Annotated in this window: 17 protein-coding genes; 6 read left to right on the top strand and 11 right to left on the bottom strand. The window is 69.1% G+C overall.

The genetic code is table 11. From position 1 onward, the window contains the following. Positions 1-14: 14 nt before the first annotated feature. A complete protein-coding gene (locus ACZ7KI_RS29295) occupies positions 15-542 on the bottom strand; it encodes a TetR/AcrR family transcriptional regulator (protein WP_470276280.1) in 528 nt (175 codons plus the stop codon). A 91-nt stretch (positions 543-633) separates the two neighbouring features. On the opposite strand from ACZ7KI_RS29295, the gene ACZ7KI_RS29290 reads away from it, so the two are divergent. Then, positions 634-1,449: an oxidoreductase gene (locus ACZ7KI_RS29290; protein WP_470276279.1), complete on the top strand. Its 816-nt coding sequence runs from the start codon at positions 634-636 to the stop codon at positions 1,447-1,449. Here ACZ7KI_RS29290 and ACZ7KI_RS29285 read toward each other — a convergent pair. The 5 genes from ACZ7KI_RS29285 to ACZ7KI_RS29265 form a co-directional block, all read right to left on the bottom strand. Next, positions 1,446-2,900 (bottom strand): purine-cytosine permease family protein, encoded by a 1,455-nt coding sequence (locus tag ACZ7KI_RS29285; protein WP_470276278.1) that lies wholly within the window; start codon positions 2,898-2,900, stop codon positions 1,446-1,448. The genes ACZ7KI_RS29290 and ACZ7KI_RS29285 overlap by 4 nt on opposite strands. Before the next feature lie 81 nt (positions 2,901-2,981). Then, on the bottom strand, positions 2,982-4,388 hold the full coding sequence (locus ACZ7KI_RS29280) for an aminobutyraldehyde dehydrogenase (protein WP_470276277.1): 1,407 nt from the start codon (positions 4,386-4,388) through the stop codon (positions 2,982-2,984). After that, complete coding sequence (locus ACZ7KI_RS29275; RefSeq protein WP_470276276.1) at positions 4,385-6,034, bottom strand: thiamine pyrophosphate-binding protein; 1,650 nt, start codon at positions 6,032-6,034, stop codon at positions 4,385-4,387. The genes ACZ7KI_RS29280 and ACZ7KI_RS29275 overlap by 4 nt, the downstream gene beginning before the upstream one ends. Next, complete coding sequence (gene speB, locus ACZ7KI_RS29270; RefSeq protein ID WP_470276275.1) at positions 6,031-6,984, bottom strand: agmatinase; 954 nt, start codon at positions 6,982-6,984, stop codon at positions 6,031-6,033. The genes ACZ7KI_RS29275 and speB overlap by 4 nt, the downstream gene beginning before the upstream one ends. A 28-nt stretch (positions 6,985-7,012) precedes the next feature. Beyond that, complete coding sequence (locus ACZ7KI_RS29265; protein WP_470276274.1) at positions 7,013-8,464, bottom strand: sodium:solute symporter family protein; 1,452 nt, start codon at positions 8,462-8,464, stop codon at positions 7,013-7,015. Positions 8,465-8,574: 110 nt separating this feature from the next. Here ACZ7KI_RS29265 and ACZ7KI_RS29260 point away from each other — a divergent pair, with 110 nt between their 5' ends. From ACZ7KI_RS29260 to ACZ7KI_RS29245, 4 genes are read left to right on the top strand one after another with little or no spacing between them, the layout of a single operon-like run. Then, on the top strand, positions 8,575-10,059 hold the full coding sequence (locus ACZ7KI_RS29260) for a PucR family transcriptional regulator (protein WP_470276273.1): 1,485 nt from the start codon (positions 8,575-8,577) through the stop codon (positions 10,057-10,059). Positions 10,060-10,114: 55 nt separating this feature from the next. Next, complete coding sequence (locus tag ACZ7KI_RS29255; RefSeq protein WP_465503548.1) at positions 10,115-10,792, top strand: response regulator transcription factor; 678 nt, start codon at positions 10,115-10,117, stop codon at positions 10,790-10,792. Continuing rightward, positions 10,789-11,916, top strand: coding sequence for a sensor histidine kinase (locus ACZ7KI_RS29250; RefSeq protein WP_470276272.1), 1,128 nt, complete (start codon positions 10,789-10,791; stop codon positions 11,914-11,916). Before ACZ7KI_RS29255 ends, ACZ7KI_RS29250 begins: the two co-directional genes overlap by 4 nt. Before the next feature lie 26 nt (positions 11,917-11,942). Beyond that, positions 11,943-12,764, top strand: coding sequence for an aldo/keto reductase (locus ACZ7KI_RS29245; RefSeq protein ID WP_470276271.1), 822 nt, complete (start codon positions 11,943-11,945; stop codon positions 12,762-12,764). 765 nt (positions 12,765-13,529) lie between these two features. Here the strand turns inward: ACZ7KI_RS29245 and ACZ7KI_RS29240 are convergent. Then, positions 13,530-14,603 carry an alpha/beta hydrolase gene (locus tag ACZ7KI_RS29240; protein ID WP_470276270.1) on the bottom strand — a complete coding sequence of 358 codons (1,074 nt, stop codon included), beginning with the start codon at positions 14,601-14,603 and terminating at the stop codon, positions 13,530-13,532. Between the two features lie 9 nt (positions 14,604-14,612). After that, a complete protein-coding gene (locus ACZ7KI_RS29235) occupies positions 14,613-16,226 on the bottom strand; it encodes a PHP domain-containing protein (protein WP_470276269.1) in 1,614 nt (537 codons plus the stop codon). 78 nt (positions 16,227-16,304) lie between these two features. On the opposite strand from ACZ7KI_RS29235, the gene ACZ7KI_RS29230 reads away from it, so the two are divergent. After that, positions 16,305-16,850, top strand: a complete 546-nt coding sequence (locus ACZ7KI_RS29230) for a permease-like cell division protein FtsX (RefSeq protein ID WP_470276268.1) — start codon at positions 16,305-16,307, stop codon at positions 16,848-16,850. Positions 16,851-16,893: 43 nt separating this feature from the next. Here ACZ7KI_RS29230 and ACZ7KI_RS29225 read toward each other — a convergent pair whose 3' ends face one another. The 3 genes from ACZ7KI_RS29225 to ACZ7KI_RS29215 all read right to left on the bottom strand — a co-directional run bounded on the left by ACZ7KI_RS29225 (position 16,894) and on the right by ACZ7KI_RS29215 (position 20,588). Then, positions 16,894-17,079 carry a hypothetical protein gene (locus tag ACZ7KI_RS29225; protein ID WP_470276267.1) on the bottom strand — a complete coding sequence of 62 codons (186 nt, stop codon included), beginning with the start codon at positions 17,077-17,079 and terminating at the stop codon, positions 16,894-16,896. Positions 17,080-17,235: 156 nt separating this feature from the next. Continuing rightward, positions 17,236-19,347, bottom strand: coding sequence for a 3-hydroxyacyl-CoA dehydrogenase NAD-binding domain-containing protein (locus ACZ7KI_RS29220; protein WP_470276266.1), 2,112 nt, complete (start codon positions 19,345-19,347; stop codon positions 17,236-17,238). Beyond that, the gene (locus ACZ7KI_RS29215) at positions 19,347-20,588 is read right to left on the bottom strand and encodes a thiolase family protein (protein ID WP_470276265.1); all 1,242 of its coding nucleotides are present in this window, start codon (positions 20,586-20,588) and stop codon (positions 19,347-19,349) included. The genes ACZ7KI_RS29220 and ACZ7KI_RS29215 overlap by 1 nt, the downstream gene beginning before the upstream one ends. Between the last annotated feature and the right edge of the window lie 16 nt (positions 20,589-20,604).

The raw sequence follows: 20,604 nt of genomic DNA, 5'->3' as shown, positions 1-20,604 counted from the left end.
GCGCGAAAAGTGTCTCAGGTTCCCACGAGCCGGTTGACCGAGCGGACGACGAGGTCGCGGGTCGCGGCGGCGGAGGTGAAGCCCAGGATCGACAGGTGCACGACGAGGCTCAGCAACTCCTCGGCGTCGAAGTGGTCCGGCACGGATCCGGAGCGCTGTGCCGCCTGGATCGCGGCGACCTTGTCCGCGTATGCCCGTCGTTCGGCTTCCGGCATGGCGTCGAAGCCCTGCTCCAGCCGGAGCCAGCCCATGAGCCGCAGGACTTCGGGGTGTTCGAGGTAGCGGTCGAACAGCCGTCCCGCGTAGCCGGGCAGGTCGTCGGGAGTGATCGGGACGGACCTGATCGCGAGGTCCACCTGCTCCTGCACGACCTTCTCGAAAAGCTCTTCCTTGCTGCAGAAGTAGGCATAGATCAGGGCCTTGTTGGCGCCGGCGTTCTTCGCGATCCGGTCCACCCTGGCGCCCGCGATGCCGTACGTCGCGAACTCGTGCGTCGCCGCGTCCAGCAGTTTCCGCTTGGTCGCTTCCTTGTCCCTGACCATGGGACCCACTCTAACTAACTGTTTGGTTGACATCCAGATCAGGCCGTGGCAGCCTGAGTTAGCAACCAACTGGTTAGTTAGGAGATCGACGATGAAGGTCGCACTGGTCACGGGCGCTTCGGCGGGGATCGGCGAAGCCACGGCACTCGCCTTGAAGGACGCGGGCTACACGGTCTACGGGGCCGCGCGGCGCGTCGAGCGGATGGCGGGGCTCGCCGAACGCGGGATCGAGGTCCTCAAGATGGACGTCACCGACGACGCGTCGATGGTCGCGGGGATCGAGCGGATCATCGAGGAGACCGGCCGCATCGACGTCCTGGTCAACAACGCGGGCTACGGCTCGTATGGCGCCTTCGAAGACGTGCCGCTCTCGGAGGGGAAGTACCAGTTCGAGGTCAACCTCTTCGGTCTCGCGCGGCTGGTCCAGCTCACCACGCCACATATGCGCGCACAGGGCTCCGGCAAGATCGTGAACGTCTCGTCGATCGGCGGCAAGATCTACGAGCCGCTCGGCGGCTGGTACCACTCGACGAAGTTCGCCGTCGAAGGCCTGAGTGATTCGCTGCGGCTGGAGCTCAAGCCGTTCGGGATCGACGTCGTGGTGATCGAACCCGGCGCCATCAAGACCGAATGGGGTGGCATCGCCATCGACAACCTGCTGAAGACCTCGGGCGACACCGCCTACGCGCCGCAGGCGAAGGCCTTGGCGAAGTTCTTCGACCAGGCCGCCCGGGGCTCCAAGCCCCAGGTGATCGCCGACGTCATCGTGAAGGCGGTCCGGACCCGGCGCCCGAAGACCCGCTACGCGGCGGGTTTCGGGGCCAAGCCGATCCTGTTCGTGCGCCGGGTGCTCCCGGACCGCGCCTTCGACGCTTTGTTCCTCGGCGCGCTGCGTCGCTTCGCCTAGGCCTCTTGCGCGATCACGACCGCCGGTGTCGCGACGGGTTCCGCGTACGCGTAGACCTCGCGCGGCTCAGGGAAGAGCTTGACGAGCAAGGGATAAGCGATCGCCGCCGTGCACAGCGTCACCACCATGCTGATGTCGACGCCGCCCGCGATGTCCTTGAACGGTCCGGCGATCATCGGCGTGTTGGCGGTCAGCAGGCCCAGTGTCGTCGCCGGGATCCATGCGGCCATCGCACGCCAGTTCACGCCTCGGGTGAACCAGTAGCGGCCGCCCTCGCGGCCCTGGTTGAACACCTGGAGGTCGTCTGGGTCGTAGAACCCGCGCCGCAGCACGAAGCCGATCATCATGATCACCATCCACGGCGAGGTGCACAGCACGATCAGCGTGGCGAAGGCGTTGATGCTGGAGACCATGTCCAGTACGAAATTGCCGACGAAGATGAACACCACGCTGAGCGAGCCGATCAGCAGCGTCGCCTGGACCCGGCTCAGCTTCACGAAGATCGAACTGAAGTCCAGCCCGGTCCCGTAGAGCGACGTCGTGCCGGTGGACAGCCCGCCGATCAGCGCGACCACGATCAGCGGGATCGCGTACCAGAGCGGGGAGATCGCGGTCAGTCCGGTGATGTAGTCGCCGGGGTCCGCGACCAGTGTCGCGGTGGCGATGCCGAAGCCGAACGGCAGTAACGTCGCCACCTGCGCCAGGAACGGCGCGGCCAGCAGGGAACGGCGGCTGTGGCGCGCGGGGATGTAGCGCGTCCAGTCGCCGAGGAAGGCGCCGAACGAGATGGGGTTCGCCATCGTGGTGAGCGCGGCCAGGATCCAGGTCGGCCAGAAGTCGCCGAGGGCGTAGACGCCGGTGCCGGCGAAACCGGGGTCGAAGGTGCCGCCGTAGGCGACGATCCCGAGCAGCATGATCGCCGTGCCGAGTACGACGGCGACCCGGTTCACCAGCAGCATGAACCGATAGCCGTAGATGCACACCACCAGTGTCGCGATCGCGATGACGCCGTACGCGACGCCGCGGAGCACCTCACCGCCGTCGAAGCCGAAAAGCCGTTGTGCCGCACCGGCGACGGCGTCCCCGCTGACCCAGACCGAGATGGCGAAGAAGGTGATCGCCGTCAGCAGGGAGAGGAAGGAACCGACACAACGGCCGACGACGCCGAAATGCGCGCCGGAGGAGACGGCGTTGTTGGTCCGGGTGAGCGGGCCGAACAACGACATCGGCGAGAGCACCAGCGCGCCGACGACCACACCCGCGACGGTGGCCGCCACCGCCGCCCAGAAGCTCAGGCCGAAGGCGATCGGGAGCGTCCCGAGGATGATGGTGGCGAAGGTGTTCGCGCCGCCGAACGCCATGCGGAACAGGTCGCGGGGCCGCGACGTCTGCTCCTCCGGCGGGATCGGCGCGATTCCGTGCTGCTCGACTTCGGTGATCTTCTCACCCATGGGGACCTCCAAGTACGCGTTTAGTCCTCTGAATGCGGTCCTTGCACACGCAACTACCGCGTCCAGAGGGCGAAACGCGGGTCAGGCGAAGCGGGTCATGACGTGCTTCACGCGGGTGTACTCGGCGAAGGAGTAGGACGAGAGGTCCTTTCCGTGGCCCGAGTGCCCGAAGCCGCCATGGGGCATTTCGGCGACCAGCGGCCCGTGGGTGTTGACCCAGACGCAGCCGAAGTCGAGTTCGCCCGAGACGCGGGTCGCGCGTGCCAGGTCGTTGGTCCAGATCGACGACGCCAGTCCGTAGGGGACGCCGTTGGCCAGACGCACCGCCTCGTCATCGTCCACAAAGGACTGAACGGTGATGACGGGGCCGAAGATCTCCTCCCGCACGATCTCGTCGTCCTGCTTCAGACCCGAGATCACGGTGGGGGAGAAGAAGAAACCGCGGTCACCGGCGGGCAGGCCACCGGTCTCCACGCGAGCATGGGACGGCAGCCGCTCGACGAGCCCGCGTACCCGGTCGAACTGAGCCTCGCTGTTGAGCGGGCCGAAATCCCGGCCGGGTGCCTGCACGGCGGCGGCCTTGGTCAGTTCCGCGAGGAACTCGTCGTGGATCGCCGCGTCCACCAGCACCCGGCTGCCCGCGGTGCAGTCCTGCCCGGCGTTGTAGAACGCCGCGCCGACGATGCCTTCCGCCGTCTCGGCCAGGTCCACGTCACCGAAGACCAGCAGTGGCGCGTTCCCGCCCAGCTCCAGGTGCGTGCGCTTGAGGTCGGCGGCCGCGACGGTGGCGACGTCGATGCCCGCGCGTGTCGATCCGGTGATCGACACCAGCTCGGTGATTGGGTGCCTCACCAGCGCGCGGCCGGTGTCGCGGTCGCCGCACAGCACGTTGAACGCGCCCTGCGGCAGGAATTCCGCCGCGACCTTCGCCAGCAGCACCGCAGTCGACGGCGTGGTCTCGGCGGGCTTCAGCACGACGGTGTTCCCGGCGGCCAGCGCCGGGGCGATCTTCCAGACACCCATCATCAGCGGGTAGTTCCACGGTGCGATCTGCGCGCAGACACCGACCGGCTCCCGGCGGATCGCCGACGTGTGCCCCGGCAGGTACTCCCCGGACGCGGTGCCTTCGAGCTGCCGGGCCGCACCGGCGAAGAACCGCAGCGCGCTGACACACTCTGGGATCTCCTCGTCCAGTACGACGGACCGGATCTTCCCGGTCTCCCGGATTTCGAGGGCGGCGAACTCCTCCGCGCGGGCCTCGACCGCGTCCGCGATCTTCAGCAGCGCCAGTTGACGCTGGGCGGGCGTGCTCTTGCGCCACACCTTGAACGCGCGGTCCGCGGCCGCCAGCGCGGCGTCCACATCGGACTGTTCGGACAGCACGCTGGTGCCGAAGACCTCACCGGTCGCGGGGTTCACCAGGTCGAGCGTCCGCGAGCCCGCCGCCGGTACCTCGGTGCCGTCGACGAAGTTCAGGACCTGAGTCATTTCTTCTCCAGGTGGGTCGGCTCGAACATCTTCAGCAAAGCGGGGAGGACGACCACCGAAGGACCGGGCGTGCCCAGCGCGTCGGCGAGGTCCTTGCCGATCGTGTCCAAAGAGGACACCGTGGCGGAGAGACCGAAAGAGCGTGCCAGCGCGGCGAAATCGGGTCGCGCCAGTTCGGTGGCCGTGGACTGGCCGAAGGCGCCGGTCAGGTATTCGCGCAGGATGCCGTAACCGCCGTCGTCGATGACGAGCCACGTGACGTCGAGTCCGTGCTGGACCGCGGTGGCGAGTTCGGCGATGCCGTACATCGCCCCGCCGTCGCCGGACACCGCCAGCACCGGGCCGCCGGTCGCGGCCGCGCCGCCGAGTGCGCCGGGCAGACCGTAGCCGAGCCCTCCCGCCCCCTGCGCGGTGTGGATCGGCGCGCCATCGGGGTTCCACGCCGACCAGGCCCAGTAGGCCGCGATCGTCATGTCCCAGAACGTCTGCGTGCCCTCGGGCACCGCCGCCCGGATGTCGTCGATCAGCTTGCGCTCGACATCGAGAGGCTGGGCGCCGAGGCGTTCGCGCACCTTGGCCAGCAGATCCGCCACCGCCGCTTCGGCGGCACCGTCGGATTGGCTGAACGGCACCTGCTCCAGAAGTCCTTGCAGGACAAGGCGGACGTCGGCGTGGATACCCAGCGCCGGGTAGTTCGACTCCAGCTTCCCGAGATCGGCCTCGACCTGGATCATCCGCCCTCGCGGGGCGAACTCGCGGTAATTGCTGGACAGCTCGCCCAGCCCGGAGCCCAGCACGAGCAGCACATCGGCGTTCGCGAGGAACTCGGTGCTGTGCCAGTCTTCGAGCCAGGACTGCCCGGAGAGTTCGTGGTCCCAGCCGAAGACGCCTTTGCCGCCGAACGTCGACAGCACCGGCGCGCGCAAGGCCTCGGCGAGTGCCTTCAGTTCGGCGTGGGAGCCCGAGCGCAACGCGCCGCCACCGGCCAGGATCACCGGATTCTTCGCCGCGCCAAGGAGATTCGCGGCCTCGGTGAGCAGTTCCGGCAACGGCGCGAGCGGAGCGGGCTGAGCGGTCACCGACGTGATCCGCGGCAGTTCCGTCGGCGCCAGCAGGATGTCCTGCGGGATTTCGACCCACACCGGACCGTACGGCGCTGTCGACGCCGACTCCCAGGCCTCACGCAGCGCCGTCGGGATCTGGCTCACGGTCCGCACCACGTGCACCGACTTCACGACGTCACGGAAGCTGGCCTGCTGATCGGGCAGTTCGTGCAGATAGCCGTGCCGTCCACCGCCGAGTCCGGCGACCGGGATCTGGCTGGAGATGCCGAGCACCGGCACCGACGCCGCCCGGGATTCCTGCAGTGAGGCCAAGGTCAGCAGCGCGCCGGGGCCGGTCGACACGATCATCGGGGTCACCGGGACCGGGCCCTCGGGGTCCGCGGCGAGCCGGGCGCGGGCGTGCCCGTCGGCCGCGAACGCCAGGTTGTTCTCCACCCGTGAGCTGATCACCCGCAGGTCGTCCGCGCGCCGGAGCGCTTCGAACAGGCCGAGCGCGTGCTGGCCCGGCAGCCCGAACACGGTGTCCGCGCCGAGCGCGCGCAGGGTTTCGACGACGACGTCGCCGCCTATCCGTTGTGTCATTCGCTCTTTCCCAGGCTGAGCAGGCTCACCAGGTCGTAGGCGACGTGGGAGGCCGCGATGGCGGTGATCTCGGCGTGATCGTAAGCCGGGGCCAGTTCCACCACATCCGCTCCGATGAGGTTGCAGTCCCGCAGCCCGCGCAGGATCTCCAGCAGTTCGCGGCTGGTCATGCCACCCGCTTCGGGGGTGCCGGTGCCCGGCGCGTGCGCGGGGTCGAGCACGTCGATGTCGACGGAGATGTAGAGCGGGCGACCGCCGATACGCTGGCGCAGCGCGTCGACGGTCTCGGCGACCCCGCGGCGCATGACGTCGCCGGAGGTGACGATGCCGAATCCGAGGCGGCGGTCCTCTTCCAGATCCCGCTTGCCGTACAGCGGGCCGCGCGTGCCGACGTGGGACAGCGCTTCGGTGTCGAGGATGCCTTCCTCGGACGCCCGCCGGAACGGGGTGCCGTGGGTGTACGGCTCGCCGAAGTAGGTGTCCCAGGTGTCGAGGTGCGCGTCGAAGTGCAGCAATGCCACCGGACCGTGCTTCTTCGCCGCCGCGCGCAGCAGCGGCAACGCGATCGTGTGATCGCCGCCGACGGTCACCAGGCGCGTCCCGTTCGCGGTCAGCGCCTCGGCCTCGTCCTGCAGGGTCTCGATCGCCTCGCCGATGTTGAACGGGTTGAGCGCGATGTCGCCGGCGTCGACCACCTGCGTTTCGGCGAACGGCGAGACGTCGAGTTCCGGGTGGTACGGGCGCAGGAGCCTGCTGGCCTCACGCACCGCGGCGGGGCCGAACCGCGCGCCGGGGCGGTAGGACACCCCGGCGTCGAACGGCACTCCGACGACGGCGACGTCGGCACGCTCGACCTGATCGATCCGTGGCAGCCTCGCGAAGGTGGCGAAACCGGCGAACCGGGGCACCTTCGATGAGTCGACGGGTCCGATCGGGCGCTGCTCAGGCACGGTGTCTCCTTCTTGGGGTATAAGGGTTTCAGGACTTCGAAGCGGCGAGTTTCGCCTCTTCTTCTTCGGCGACCGCGCTGCCGTTCAGGCGGCGGGTCCACACGGTGAGGATCTCCTCGGAGGTGCGCGGGGTCAGGAAGCTGACCACGAGGTAGACCGCGAGGCTGGAGCCGAGCCCCCAGTAGATCGGGCTGTTCGCTTCGACGCCGTCGACGAACATGAACGCGATGACCACGACCGTGCCGACGACCATCGACGCGAGCGCGCCCTGACGGGTACCGCGTTTCCAGGCCAGTCCGCCGATGATCGCGACCAGCAGGCCGCCGACGAGGATGTCGTAGGCGATGGTCAGCGCGTTGACCACGTCGTCCACGACCATGGCGATACCGATCGCGACGATACCGAGGATCAGCGTGGTGACCCGGTTCCTGCGGACCTCGTCGACGGCCTTCTTGAGGCCCAGCTTGGAAAGCAGATCCGAGGTGCTGACCGTGGAGCAGGCGATGAGCGCGCCGCTCGCGGTCGACATCATCGCCGACAGTGCGGCCGCGAGCACCAGGCCGCGGATCCCGGCAGGCAGCTGCTGCTCGACGATGGTGGCGAACGCGTCCTGCGCGCTGGCGAGGTTCGGGTACAGCGCCTTCGCCGCGGTGCCGATCAGCGCGCCGGCGAGGCCGTAGACCAGGCAGTAGACGCCGGAGACGACACCGCCGCCGGTGGCGATCCCCGGGGTGCGTGCGGTGAACACGCGCTGCCAGATGTCCTGGCCGATCAGCAGGCCGAAGCTGTAGATGAGGAAGTAGGTGAAGATCGTGTCGCCGCCGATGGCGGTGAGCTCGAAGTAGCTCTCGTCGAGCCGCGCGGCCATCCCGTCGAAGCCGCCCGCCGAGACGATCGAGACCGGCAGCAGGATCAGCAGGATACCGATGGTCTTGATGACGAACTGGACGATGTCGGTCAGCGTGATCGACCACATGCCGCCGAGTACCGAGTAGAGCACCACGATCGACCCGCCGATGGCGATACCCGCCCAGCTCGGGACGTTGAAGAGGACCTTGAAGATGGTGGCGAACGCCAGCGTCGAGGTGACGGTCAGCATCAGCGTGTACGCCCACATGACGACCCCGGAGATGGCGCTGGTGGAACCGCCGTAGCGCAGGTCGAGCATCTCGCCGACGGTGTAGACGCGCAGTTTCACCAGTCGCCGCGCGAACAGTGTGTGCAGGACCAGGATGCCGACGCCGATCGCGATCACGAGCCAGGCGCCGGAGATGCCGTAGGTGTAGCCGAGTTTCACGCCGCCGACCGTCGAAGCGCCGCCGAGGACGACCGCGGACATCGTGCCCGAGTACATGAACCAGCCGAGGCGGCGGCCCGCGACCAGGTAGTCGGATTTGGTCTTCGCCAGGCGCAGACCGAACCAGCCGACCCCGATCATGCCCGCTATGTAAAGCGCGATCACCGCGTAGTCACCGGCCACGGTGTCCTCCTTGCCTTGGGCTGTTCGCTTCGTTCGGGTCACCGTAGGTTCGTTCGCCTGGTGAACGACATAGGATGATCCAGCCAAGGTTGCGTACAGTTGAGGACGAAATGACCCAAACCCACGATCCACTCGGCTCCGAGGTGAATGTCCCGTTACGGGCGGTGGTCGGCAACCCGGAACTGGCACTCGACCCGGTCGTGGAGACGCTGCGGCCGGGCGCGCTCGACACCCCGGTGCGCTGGGCCCACGTCAGCGAGTTACGCGACCCCGCGCCGTACCTGCTCGGCGCGGAGCTGCTGCTCACCGCCGGGGTGAACCTGCCGGTGGAGCCTGCCGAGGTCGACCGCTACGTCCGGCGGCTGACCGACAGCGGGATCTCGGCACTGGGATTCGGGCTCACGCCCGGGACCCACGAGACGCTGCCCCCGCCGTTGCGGTCGGCGTGCGCGCGGCACGGTCTGCCACTGGTGGTCGTCCCGCCGCGGACGCCGTTCCTGGCGATCAGCCGGGCGGTGTCGGTCGCGCTGGCGGAGGCGGGACAGCGGGAGCAACGGCGGATCACGGCCGCGCGCGAAGCGCTGACCAGGGCGGCCGGTGACGGACTCGGTGAACTGGCGAGCGCGCTGGCCGGGCGGCTACGGGCATGGGTGGCGATGGTCGGTGTCGGCGACATCCTCGCCGCCGACTACGGGGCCCCGTCACCGTTGCCGCCGGAGGTCGGGGAGCTGCTCGCCACCCTGCGGTCGGGCCGGGGAATCCGCAGCGCGACGACAGAACTGGCCGACGGCACGCACGTCGTCGCTCAACCGGTGTACCCGCAGGCGACGGCGTCGCATCTGGTCGTGGTCGGCCGCGCCGCCCGGTTCGACGGCGCGGACCGCTCGATCCTGTCGGTCGGGGCGGCGCTGCTCGGACTGGTGGGCCGCGCGGGTTCGGACGCGGCCGGACTGGGCGCCACCGCGACCGCGTTGCTGCTCGGCGAAACCGACGTGCTCGGCGGGGACGAACGCCGTCTGGTCGCCGGGATCGCTTACCGCCGGGGCCCCGACGAGGTCGCCGCGCGCTACGACTGGCTGCGCGCCCGGCTCGACACCCCGCTCGTGCGGCTGCTGCCGGGGCCGCGCTTCACCGCGATCGTCGGTGAGGCGCCCGAGATCGAGGACCTCGACCGGCTCCGTGCCGACGGCTGGCTGGCGGTCGTGGGTTCGCCCGTCCCGCCCGAGCGGCTCCCGGAAGCGGGCGCCGAAGTGGAGTTGCTGCTGCGGCGGGCGGCCGCGTTGGAGCGGCCGGTGGTGGCGGAGGCGTCCGGGCTCGGCCTGGACGCGCTGATCGCCCCCGGCGCGGCGGCCGGATTCGCCGCCCAAGCGCTGGCGCCGCTGCGCGAACTCGATGAGAAAGGCGACCGCGAACTGGTCGACACGCTGCGGACCTGGCTCGCGCACCACGGCGGCTGGGACCGGACGGCCGCCGAACTGGGTGTGCACCGCAACAGCGTCCGGCACCGGATCGGCCAGATCGAACGGGCACTGGGCGTGGACCTGGCCGATCCGGAGATCCGGATGCGGTTGTGGTTCGCCCTCCGCTGGGCGTAAGGCTGCGGCTGAGTCCAATCAGGTCACTCTCAGGTAAATGTGGCAACGTGGGGTCGTGCGAATTCTGGTAGTCGAAGACGAAGAACCCCTCGCCGACGCGATCGCACGCGGCCTGCGGCGCGAGGGGATGGCGGTGGACATCGCGCTCACCGGGGACGACGGGCACGAGAAGGCCACCGTCACCCGGTACGACGTCGTGCTGCTCGACCGCGACCTGCCCGGCATGTCCGGTGACGACCTGTGCCGTGAGATCGTCGCGTCCGGCGAGCTGACCCGCGTGCTGATGCTCACCGCGAGCAGTTCCGTGTCGGACCGTGTCGACGGCCTTTCCCTCGGCGCCGACGACTATCTCGCCAAGCCGTTCGCGTTCCCCGAACTCGTCGCGCGGGTGCGGGCCCTGGGTCGCCGGGCGACCCCGGCCGCGCCGCCGCTGCTGACCTCGGGCGACGTCGAACTGGATCCGGCGAGGCGGACCGTCCGCCGCGCGAGCGGGCCGGTCGAGCTGACCCGCAAGGAGTTCGGCGTGCTGGAAGTGCTGCTGTCGGCCGCCGGTTCGGTGGTCAGCAGCGAGGAACTCCTCGAACGTGTGTGGGACGAGAACGCCGATCCGTTCACCACCACCGTCCGGGTCACCGTGATGACGTTGCGGAAGAAACTCGGCGAGCCGGGGATCATCGAAACCGTCGTCGGCTCCGGGTACCGAGTGCCGGAGCAGGGGACCGCACGCGGGTGAACCTGTCCGGCGCCCGCAGCCTGCGCGCGCGGGTCACGCTGCTCGCGACCGGGCTGGTGGCTCTGGTCAGCGTCCTGCTGCTCTGGCTGACCTGGAATCTGGTCGGCGACGCGGTTTCCGCCGTTCCGCGACTGCCGCCGGGTACCACGGTGCGGGTCGACGGGATCGACGTCGACGCCTCCGCCGTCACCGAGCATCTGCGGGTGTACTCGCGGAACCGGGTGCTGCTGTTCGGCGCCGTCGCGTTCTGTTTCGTCGTGCTGGCGGCGGGGATCCTCGCGTGGACGTTCACCGCGCGGGTCCTGCAGCCGCTGCGTGAGATCACCGGTACGGCCAGGCGTCTCTCGATCGAGTCGATGGGGGAGCGGATCGGTGAAGTCCGCACCAAAGACGAACTCGCCGAACTGGCCGAGACCTTCGACGACATGCTCGACCGGTTGCAGGCCGCCTTCGACGCGCAACGGCACTTCGTCGCGAACGCCAGCCACGAACTGCGGACACCGCTCGCGGTCATCCGCACCGAACTCGACGTCACCCTGTCCGACGAAAACGCCGACGAAGCCGAACTGCGGCGGATGGCCGAGGTGGTCCGCGACGCGACCGAACGGGCCGAACGGCTGGTCGGCTCGCTGTTGCTGCTCGCGCGCACGGACGGCGCGGGACTGGCGGCCAGGGAGCCGGTCGATCTCGCGGTGATCGTCGCGAGCGCGTGGCGGGCGGTGCGGGCCGAAGCGGAGAAACGCGGTCTCCGCGTCGAATTCGCGACCCCGGGCGCGCCGACGTTCGGTGATCCCGCGCTCCTGGAACGGATCGCGGGCAACCTGCTGGAGAACGCCGTGCGGCACAACGTCGACGGTGGCTGGCTGGACGTCGTCACCCAGGCCGGTCCACAGTGGTCGGTGCTGCGGGTGCGGTCGTCCGGTGGTCTCCTCGATCCGGCCGCGGTACCCGAGCTGTTCGAACCGTTCCGCCGCGCGGGCGTCGCGCGGACCGCCCGCACCGGCGCCGGGCTGGGCCTCTCGATCGTGCGGGCCGCCGTCGACGCCCACGGTGGCACGGTGTCCGCGGAACCCGTTGTGGGCGGCGGCCTTTCGGTGACCGTCCACCTGCCCGCTCTGCCTTGAGCCCTCGCCGGGGTTACGGTTCAAGGATGGTCCCCAGCATCAGGCTGAACAACGGAACGTCCCTGCCCCAGCTCGGATTCGGGGTGTACAAGATCGGCGACGACGAGGTCGTCGGCGCGGTCCGCACCGCCATCGAGGCCGGTTACCGCGCCATCGACACGGCGACCCTGTACGCCAACGAGCGGGGTGTGGGCGAGGCCGTCCGCACCAGCGGACTGCCGCGTGAGGAACTGTTCGTCACCACGAAACTGTGGAACACCGAGCACGGCTACGACTCGGCGTTGCGCGCCTTCGACACCAGCCTTCGCGAACTCGGTCTCGAGTACGTCGATCTGTACCTGATCCACTGGCCGCTGCCGTCGCGGGACAAGTACGTGGAAACGTGGCGGGCGCTGGAAAAGATCGCCTCCGACGGCCGCGCCAAGGCGATCGGCGTCTCGAACTTCCAGATCCCGCATCTGGAGCGGCTGATCGAGGAGACCGGGACCGTGCCGGCGGTGAACCAGATCGAGTGCCACCCGTGGCTGCAACAGCCGCTGCTCCGGAACTTCCACGAGAAGCACGAGATCGTCACCGAGGCCTGGGGTCCGCTGGCGCGCGGCGGGGACCTGCTCTCCGACGAGAAGATCACCACGATCGCGGAAAAGCACGGCAAGACACCGGCGCAGGTGGTACTGCGCTGGCATATCGAGATGAACCACCTGGTGATCCCGAAGTCCGTGACGCCGCAGCGGATCGCGGAGAACATGGACGTCTTCGACTTCGCGCTCGACGCGCACGACGGCGCCGCGATCGCGACCCTGGAGCAGGGGAAGCGGCTGGGGCCGGACCCGGACACGCTCTCTTGACCGCTCGCTCACCGCGTTTAATCCTCTAAACGCGGTGAGCCTTGGGGTTGGCGCTCCAGCCTGCGATTCGCTGCCCGCGTGCCGTGAAGGCCTCCTTCCCTACCTTGAAAGTCAGGGTTGCGGCAAAGTCGCAGAGTTGCTGGTTGGCACTTGTTCTTGGTGGTTCGGATGTGGCATCGCTGATGCCTGCGGGGTCCGAGTGTGGAGGATTTGGGACGGTGAACGTCCCCAATCCTCCACACTCGAGGTACACCAGGTTCAGGGGCATGCCCCTGAAGTTCTGTTGATCAAGCTTCGCAACCGGGTGCGACCCCGCGTCTATGAAGGAATTGGGACACTCAACGTCCTAATTCCTTCATAGACGTCGGCCTGCGCCATGATCAAGAGGCCTCCGACCTGCACGGTCCCGACTTTGCCGGGGTCCTACCATCAAAGTAGGGAAGGAGGCCTTCACGGACCATCAGAAGAGGCCCATTCAGGCATGGGGTTGGTTCTTTGTGGGCAGCTGATCGCCCCTGCGGCCGGTCTAGCGCAACTCCTCGGCGCGTGACCCACCCGAATAAACCAACAGCATCGTTGAGTGTCCCGATTCCTTCATGCATAACCCGGGTCCGAGGGGTAAGGCAATGGCGTCGTGGCCGGCACTCCGCGGTGCGCGTTTCCTCGAGTCGGCGCCCGCTTGCTCATGTCGCGAAAGCCACTTTCGGGACATGTGACGTCCTGCAAGTGGCTTTCGCGACACGTCAGATTCGCCTTACCAGTCCTCTAAACGCGGTGAGCGAGGGCCAGTCCCGCTCGGAGGACGCCGGCCGCGTGCAGCAGGGCTTGCCGAGCCGACGGATCGATGCCCGCCCGGCTCGCGAAGCCGTGCAGCTGCCCGGGATGCCGACGGTGGATCACCGGGACACCGGCGTCGGCCAGTTTCCGGGCGTAGGCCTCCCCTTCGTCACGCAAGGGATCGAAGCCCGACGTCGCGATGTAAGTGGGCGGCAGGCCCGCGACGTGTTCGTCGTACAGCACCGACGCGCGCGGGTCGCGGTAAAGCGTCTCGTCCGAGAGGTAGCGGTCGCGGTACCAAGCGCGTTCCTCGGTGTCGAGCCGGAACCCGAGGCCGAACAGCTCATGGGACGGATGCGTGCCGAACGCGTCGGTCGCCGGGTTCAGCAGGAGGCTGAACACCGGCCGCGCGACCTCGCCGCGGGCGCCCGCGTGCGCGACGACGGCGGCGAGGTTGCCGCCGGAACTGTCCCCGCCGACGGCGAGCCGTGCCGGGTCGAGGCCGTAGCGGCCGGCGTTCGCGTGGATGTGGGCGAAGGCGGCGATGCCGTCCTCGACGGCGGCGGGGAACGGGTGTTCCGGAGCGAGCCGGTAATCGACCGAGACCACCCGCGTCCCGGCCTCTTCGGCTAGGTAGCGGCACGCTCCCTCATGCGTTTCGATCCCGCCGAGCACGAAGCCGCCGCCGTGGAAGAACACCAGCGCCGGACCCGGCGACGCGGCGTCCGCCGGTTCGTAGAGCCGGATCCGCACCGGCCCGGCGGGACCGGTGAAGACGTGATCGGACTGGCGGACGTCCCCGCCGATCCCGGCGCCGGCCAGTGCCCCAGCCTGGTTCAGTTCGGCCCGCGCCCGTGCGACGCTCCCGTTGCGGTGCGGATAGTCGAACGGCGCCAATCTGGACATTTTGATCAGTACCTGTGAACTGGTCGCCAGCCGCTGCCCGTCCAGGCGGACGGGGCGGCCGGCGACCAGGCGCAGCAGAGGTTCCGGAAGACCGAGCAGGAACCGGAGGGCGGCCATGAGCGAACGCACGAGCAGTCTCCTGCTCAGTGAAAGCATGGGCGAACCCTACGCCTGGCGGACGTCCACGAAGACCGGATTGCCGTAGAGCCACAGGTCCTCGAATGGGTTGGATCGCCCGATGACGTCGGCGCTCGGCTCGATGCCGCCGGGCACGTGTTCCCTGCCGTCCGTGCCGCGGGTCCGCACGAAGAACGACTCACGCACGTTGCGGAAGGTGTACCGGAAGGCGACCTGCCGTCCGGGCGCCCATCGCGGTTCGAAGGACTTCACCACCCGCGTGCCGGGGGCCGTCTGGGTGTCAGGGTCGGCCGCGGGGCCGGTGACCGGTCCCGCGATGAGGTCGAGCCGTGCGAGCCGGGGGATCGTGCCGCCGCCGTTCGGCCGGGCCGCGAGCCGCGCCGAGACCACGACCGTGACGTCGTCGCCGCGCCGGACGCGGAGCCTTCCGCCCATGGTGGCCGAGCTCCAGCCGCTGTACGCGCCGAACTCCAGTTCCTGCGCCAGCCCGCCGTGGACCACCCAGACCCGGCCTGCCCGCAGACCCTCCAGCACCCCTTCGTGGCTCTTGCGGGTCACGCCGACGACGGTCCGGCTGAACTCGGCGGGGGCGAAGTCCGCGTACGGGGGCAGAGTCTGCGGGACGCCGGTGTCGATCGGGTCCGGGTAGTTACCGTGCTCGTCGTAGTACCCGTCGGGGACGCCGGGCCGCACGAGCGTGTCGCCGCGGTTGTAGTGGGAGTCGGAGTTGCTGGTGATCCACCACGGCTTCCCTTCGGCGAGCAGGGAATCCCACAGCCCGCCGACGGTCGCGGTGCTCCAGTCGAAGCCGCCGTAGGTGCGGTAGGCCGACTCCGGGAAGCCGGACCACGAGTTCGAGCCGGGGGAGTTGCCGTACCCGCCACGCGCGCCACCGCCGCTCCCGAGCGGTTTCGGGAAACCGTCGGCCTGTGCGCCCGGCGCGCCTTCCATCCCGATGACGATGCCGGGCGCGGCGTCGCGCAACGCGCGGATCTCGTGCGGCGCGATCCTGCCGTTGCGCAGCGGATGGTTGATCACCACCACCGGCGCGTGGATCCGCCGCGCGCGTTCCTCGGCCGCGAGCCAGCGGATCGCCGCGACAGCCAGGGCCTCGTTCGACGGCGTACCGGGTTCGGTTCCGGTCAGACGCCAGTCGAAGGCGCGCTCGAACTCACGCAGTTTCACCGCCTGGTCCGCGCCGGCCTGGAAGAACAGCGTCGCGTGCTCGGCGCCCGGCACGTTCCACTCCATGCCCTGCCACAGCAGGATATCGGGGTGCTCGCGCTGCGCCGCCCTGACCGCGGCGTTCGTCCGCTCCACCGAAGACTTCTCGTGCGTGGCGTGGCCGTGGTCGGTGATCACCGCCCAGTCGGCACCGTGACGGCGGGCGGCGTCGGCGATTCCGTCCACTGTGTACATCGCGTCGTAGGAGTACTGGGTGTGGATGTGGTGATCGCCCACCAGCCACCGGTAGCGGTCCCGGCCGAAGAGTCGTCTGACATCGATGTCGAGGTCCAGTTCGAGATCGAGGGCTTCGGCCGGGGCCGTGGCGGCGAGCGGCGCGCCCACGGCCGCCGCGGACACGAGGCCCGCCCGCTTGAGGAAACCGCGCCGGTCCACGCCGGGATTTTCGTTGTTCACCGGCGGCACGCTAAAGAGCTTCGCTGAACAGGTGGTGGCCGAACGGCCAACGGACGGCGCCGTGTGATGATCGTCCCTGTGGAAGAAGAGAGAAGGAGACCCAGAGCGTCACGCCGGTCGCTCTGGGTGCTCAGCGCCGGTGCCGTGCTGGTCGTCGCGGCCGTCACGACGGCCCTTGTGGTGCTCGGCGGGATCGGCGCCACGCCTGCCTACCTGGTGGCCCAGAGCCGGGACACCGCGCCCGCCGCGCTCGGCAAGCGGGAACTCTGCGGGGTCCAGCTGGTCATGTACGTCGGAACAGACCAGGAGATGACCTCCGCCGCGGCAGGGCTCCGGGACGACCCGAAAGCGCGTCGCGTGCTGACCGAGACCAAGCAGCAGGCCTACGAACGGTTCAAGGAGATCTTCGCGAGCCAGCCGGAGTTGGTGAAGCAGACGACCCCGGAGGCCCTTCCCGCGGTCGTGCACCTCGTACCTGTCGCCGGAACCGACGCCGAAGCGTGGGCGAACGAACTGCGGCAGCGATTCCCCAAGGCGCACAAGGTCGACGTCCTCGACCCCGCACGGCTCGCCGCCCGGATGAACGTCACGCCCCCGCCCTGTCCGCCTTCCGGGGAGCGGTGAAAGCCCGGCTCCCCGGCGGATGGCCGGAGAGCCGGGTTCCCCGCTACATGTCCCGGTTGGCCGGGGTGACACCGAAGTCGCGGTTGTCCACTCCGGTGATCCGGACGCTGCCGGTCTCGTCACCGGTGATGCGGACGCTGTCGTCAGCGCCCGCCACACCCGCTCCGAGCATCATTCCCAGAACCGCCGCGCCGGCCCCCAGGCCCACGCGCACGACGATCTTGTTCATCGTTCCTCCCAGTGTGTTCTCTTCCCCAGTACCTGGAAACCCAGGTGTGGGTGAGTGTTCCGGAAATCGCGGGCAAGTGCCACAAAGTCGGCGAAATACGCGAAAAGCCACCGCCTGCGATCGAGAGATCGCCGACGGTGGCCTTTCACGCTGAGGTCAGGAGAGCGGAACGCTCGCCACACCCGGAGCCAGGAACCGCTTGCCGTTGACCTTCTCGGACACCCCGGCCCGGTCCAGATACGGCGTGATGCCGCCGAGCCAGAACGGCCAGCCCGCACCGAGGATCAGGCACAGGTCGATGTCCTGCGCCTCGGCGACCACACCCTCGTCGAGCATGATCCGGATCTCCTCGGCGATCGCGGCCAGCGCGCGGTCACGCACCTGCTCGGACGTCGACGGCGAGTCGCCGCGCTGCCAGAGTTCCGCGACCTCGGGATCGACGGTGGCGTTGCCCTTGTCATCCCACTGCCAGACGCCCTTCTTGCCCGCCTTGACGAAGCGGTCGAGGTTTTCGCTGACGGTGAACCGGTCCGGGAACGCCTCGTGCAGGGTTTCCCCGACGTGCAGGGCGATCGCCGGGCCGACCAGCTGCATCAGCGTCAGCGGGGTCATCGGCAGGCCCAGCGGTTCGAGCGCCTTGTCCGCGACGTCGAACGGCGTGCCCTCGTCGACGGTCACCAGCACCTCGCCGAGGAACCGCAGCAGCAGCCGATTGACCACGAACGCGGACGCGTCCTTGACCAGCACGCTCGACTTCTTGAGCTGCTTGCCCAGCGCGAACGCGGTGGCCAGGGTGGCGTCGTCGGTCTTCTCCGCGCGGACGATCTCCAGCAGCGGCATCACCGCGACCGGGTTGAAGAAGTGGAAACCGACCACGCGCTCCGGATGCTCGAGCTGCGACGCCATCGCGGTGATCGACAGCGACGAGGTGTTCGTCGCCAGGATCGCCTCGGGGGAGACGTACTGCTCCAGGTCGGCGAAGACCTTCTGCTTGACGCCCAGTTCCTCGAACACGGCTTCGATCACGAAGTCGGCGTCGGCGAAGGCGGACTTGTCGAGCGAGCCGGTGACGAGCGCCTTCAGCCGGTTCGCGCCGTCCGGTGAGACCCGCTTCTTGGCCAGCAACTTGTCGATCTCACCGTGCACATAGGACACACCCTTGTCGACCCGCTCCTGGTCGACGTCGGTGAGCACCACCGGCACCTTGAGACGGCGGACGAACAGCAGCGCCATCTGGCTGGCCATCAGGCCCGCGCCGACGATGCCGACCTTGTTCACCTTGCGCGCCAAGGATTTGTCCGGTGCGCCCGCCGGTCGCTTCGCCCGTTTGTTGACCAGGTTGAACGAGTACAGCCCGGCGCGCAGCGTGTCGTCCATGAGCAGCTCGGCGAGCCCGTCGGTCTCGGCCGCGTAGCCGCGGTCCAGATCGTTCTCGCGCGCCAGCTCCAGCAGCTCGACGGCCTTGGTCGCGCCGGGGGACGCGCCCTTCGTCCGGCCGTCCACAATGGACTTGGCGCGGGCGATCGCGGCGTCCCAGCCGGCGCCGCGGTCGATCTCGCGGCGGGCGGGGGTGATCTCGCCGTTGACGACCTTCGCCAGCCACAGCAGGGACTGCTCGAGGTAGTCGGCCGAACCGAAGACCTCGTCGACGATGCCGAGCTCCGCCGCCTGCGCGACCTTGAGCATCTTGTTCTGCGCCAGCGCGTTCTCGATGATCACGGTGACCGCGGCGTCCGGTCCGATCAGGTTCGGCAGCAGCTGCGTACCGCCCCAGCCCGGGAACAGGCCGAGGAACACCTCGGGGAACGCGATCGCGGGGGTGTTCTCCGACAACGTGCGGTAGTGGCAGGAGAGCGCGAGTTCGAGCCCGCCGCCCATCACCGCGCCGTTGATGAACCCGAACGTCGGGATCTCGGTCTCGGTGAGACGACGGAACACATCGTGCCCCGTCTGCGCGATCTCCCGCGCCAGCGCGGGATCCGCGACCGCTTCGACACCGGAAAGGTCGGCGCCCACGGCGAAGATGAACGGCTTCCCGGTGACCGCGATCGCGGCGGGCTCGGCCGCGAAGGCGGCGTCGATCGCGGCGTTGAGGCTCACCAGGCCCTGCGGGCCGAAGGTGTTCGGCCGGGTGTGGTCGTGGCCGTTGTCCAAGGTGATCAGCGCGACCGGCTTCTCAAGGCCGGGCACCTTCACCAGGCGCGTGACCGCGTTCGTGACGACCTCGTCGGGGAAAGCGGCTTTCGCCTGCTCAGCGGTGAAAGTCATTACTTCGCCCCCTCGGAGCCGTTGTAGGCCGGGTTCTCCCAGATCACAGTGCCGCCCATGCCGATACCGATGCACATGGTGGTCAGGCCGTAGCGCACGTCGGGGCGCTCGGCGAACTGACGCGAAAGCTGCGTCATCAGCCGGACCCCGGACGACGCGAGCGGGTGACCGCAGGCGATCGCGCCACCCCACTGGTTGACCCGCGGGTCGTCGTCGGCGATGCCGAAGTGGTCGAGGAACGCGAGCACCTGGACGGCGAACGCCTCGTTGATCTCGAACAGGCCGATGTCGTCGATCGACAGGCCGGTGCGCTTGAACAGCTTCTCGGTGGCCGGCACCGGGCCGATGCCCATGACCTCCGGCTCGACACCGGCGAAGGAGTAGCCGACGAGCCGCATGCCGATCGGCAGGCCGAGTTCGCGGGCGGTGTCCTCGTCGGCGAGCAGCGCGGCGGTGGCGCCGTCGTTGAGGCCCGCCGCGTTGCCCGCGGTGATCCGGCCGTGCGGCCGGAACGGCGTCTTCAGCCCGGCCAGCTGCTCGACCGTGGTACCCGGGCGAGGCGGCTCGTCTTCGGTCGCCAGCCCCCAGCCCAGTTCCTTCGAACGGGTGGCGACCGGGACCAGCTCGGGGCCGATCTTGCCGGTCTTCACGGCTTCGGCGTACTTCTCCTGGCTGCGCGCGGCGAAGGCGTCGGTGCGCTGCTTGGTGATCTCGGGGAACCGGTCGTGCAGGTTCTCCGCGGTCTGGCCCATCACCAGCGCCGTCGGGTCGACGAGCTTGTCGGCGATGATGCGCGGGTTCGGGTCGACGCCCTCGCCCATCGGGTGGCGGCCCATATGCTCGACGCCGCCCGCGATGGCGATGTCGTAGGCGCCGAAACCGATCCCGCTCGCGGTGGTGGTGACCGCGGTCATCGCCCCGGCGCACATCCGGTCCAGCGCGAAACCGGGCACCGACTTCGGCAGGCCCGCCAGCAGCGCGGCGGTGCGGCCGATGGTCAGACCCTGGTCACCGATCTGGGTGGTGGCGGCGATCGCCACCTCGTCGACGCGCTCGGGCGGCAGCTCGGGATGCCGCCGCAGCAGTTCACGGATGGCGTTGACGACGAGGTCGTCGGCACGGGTGCCGGCGTACATGCCCTTTTCGCCTGCCTTGCCGAAGGGCGTTCGCACCCCTTCGACGAAGGCGACATTGCGTACCGACCGCGCGTTCGGCGCGAGCGGTGTTGCTCCTGCGGCCACGAATGCTCCTGAAGTA

Source organism: Amycolatopsis sp. NPDC039088 (assembly GCF_055598845.1).
This window is presented reverse-complemented; position numbering and strand designations above follow the sequence as displayed.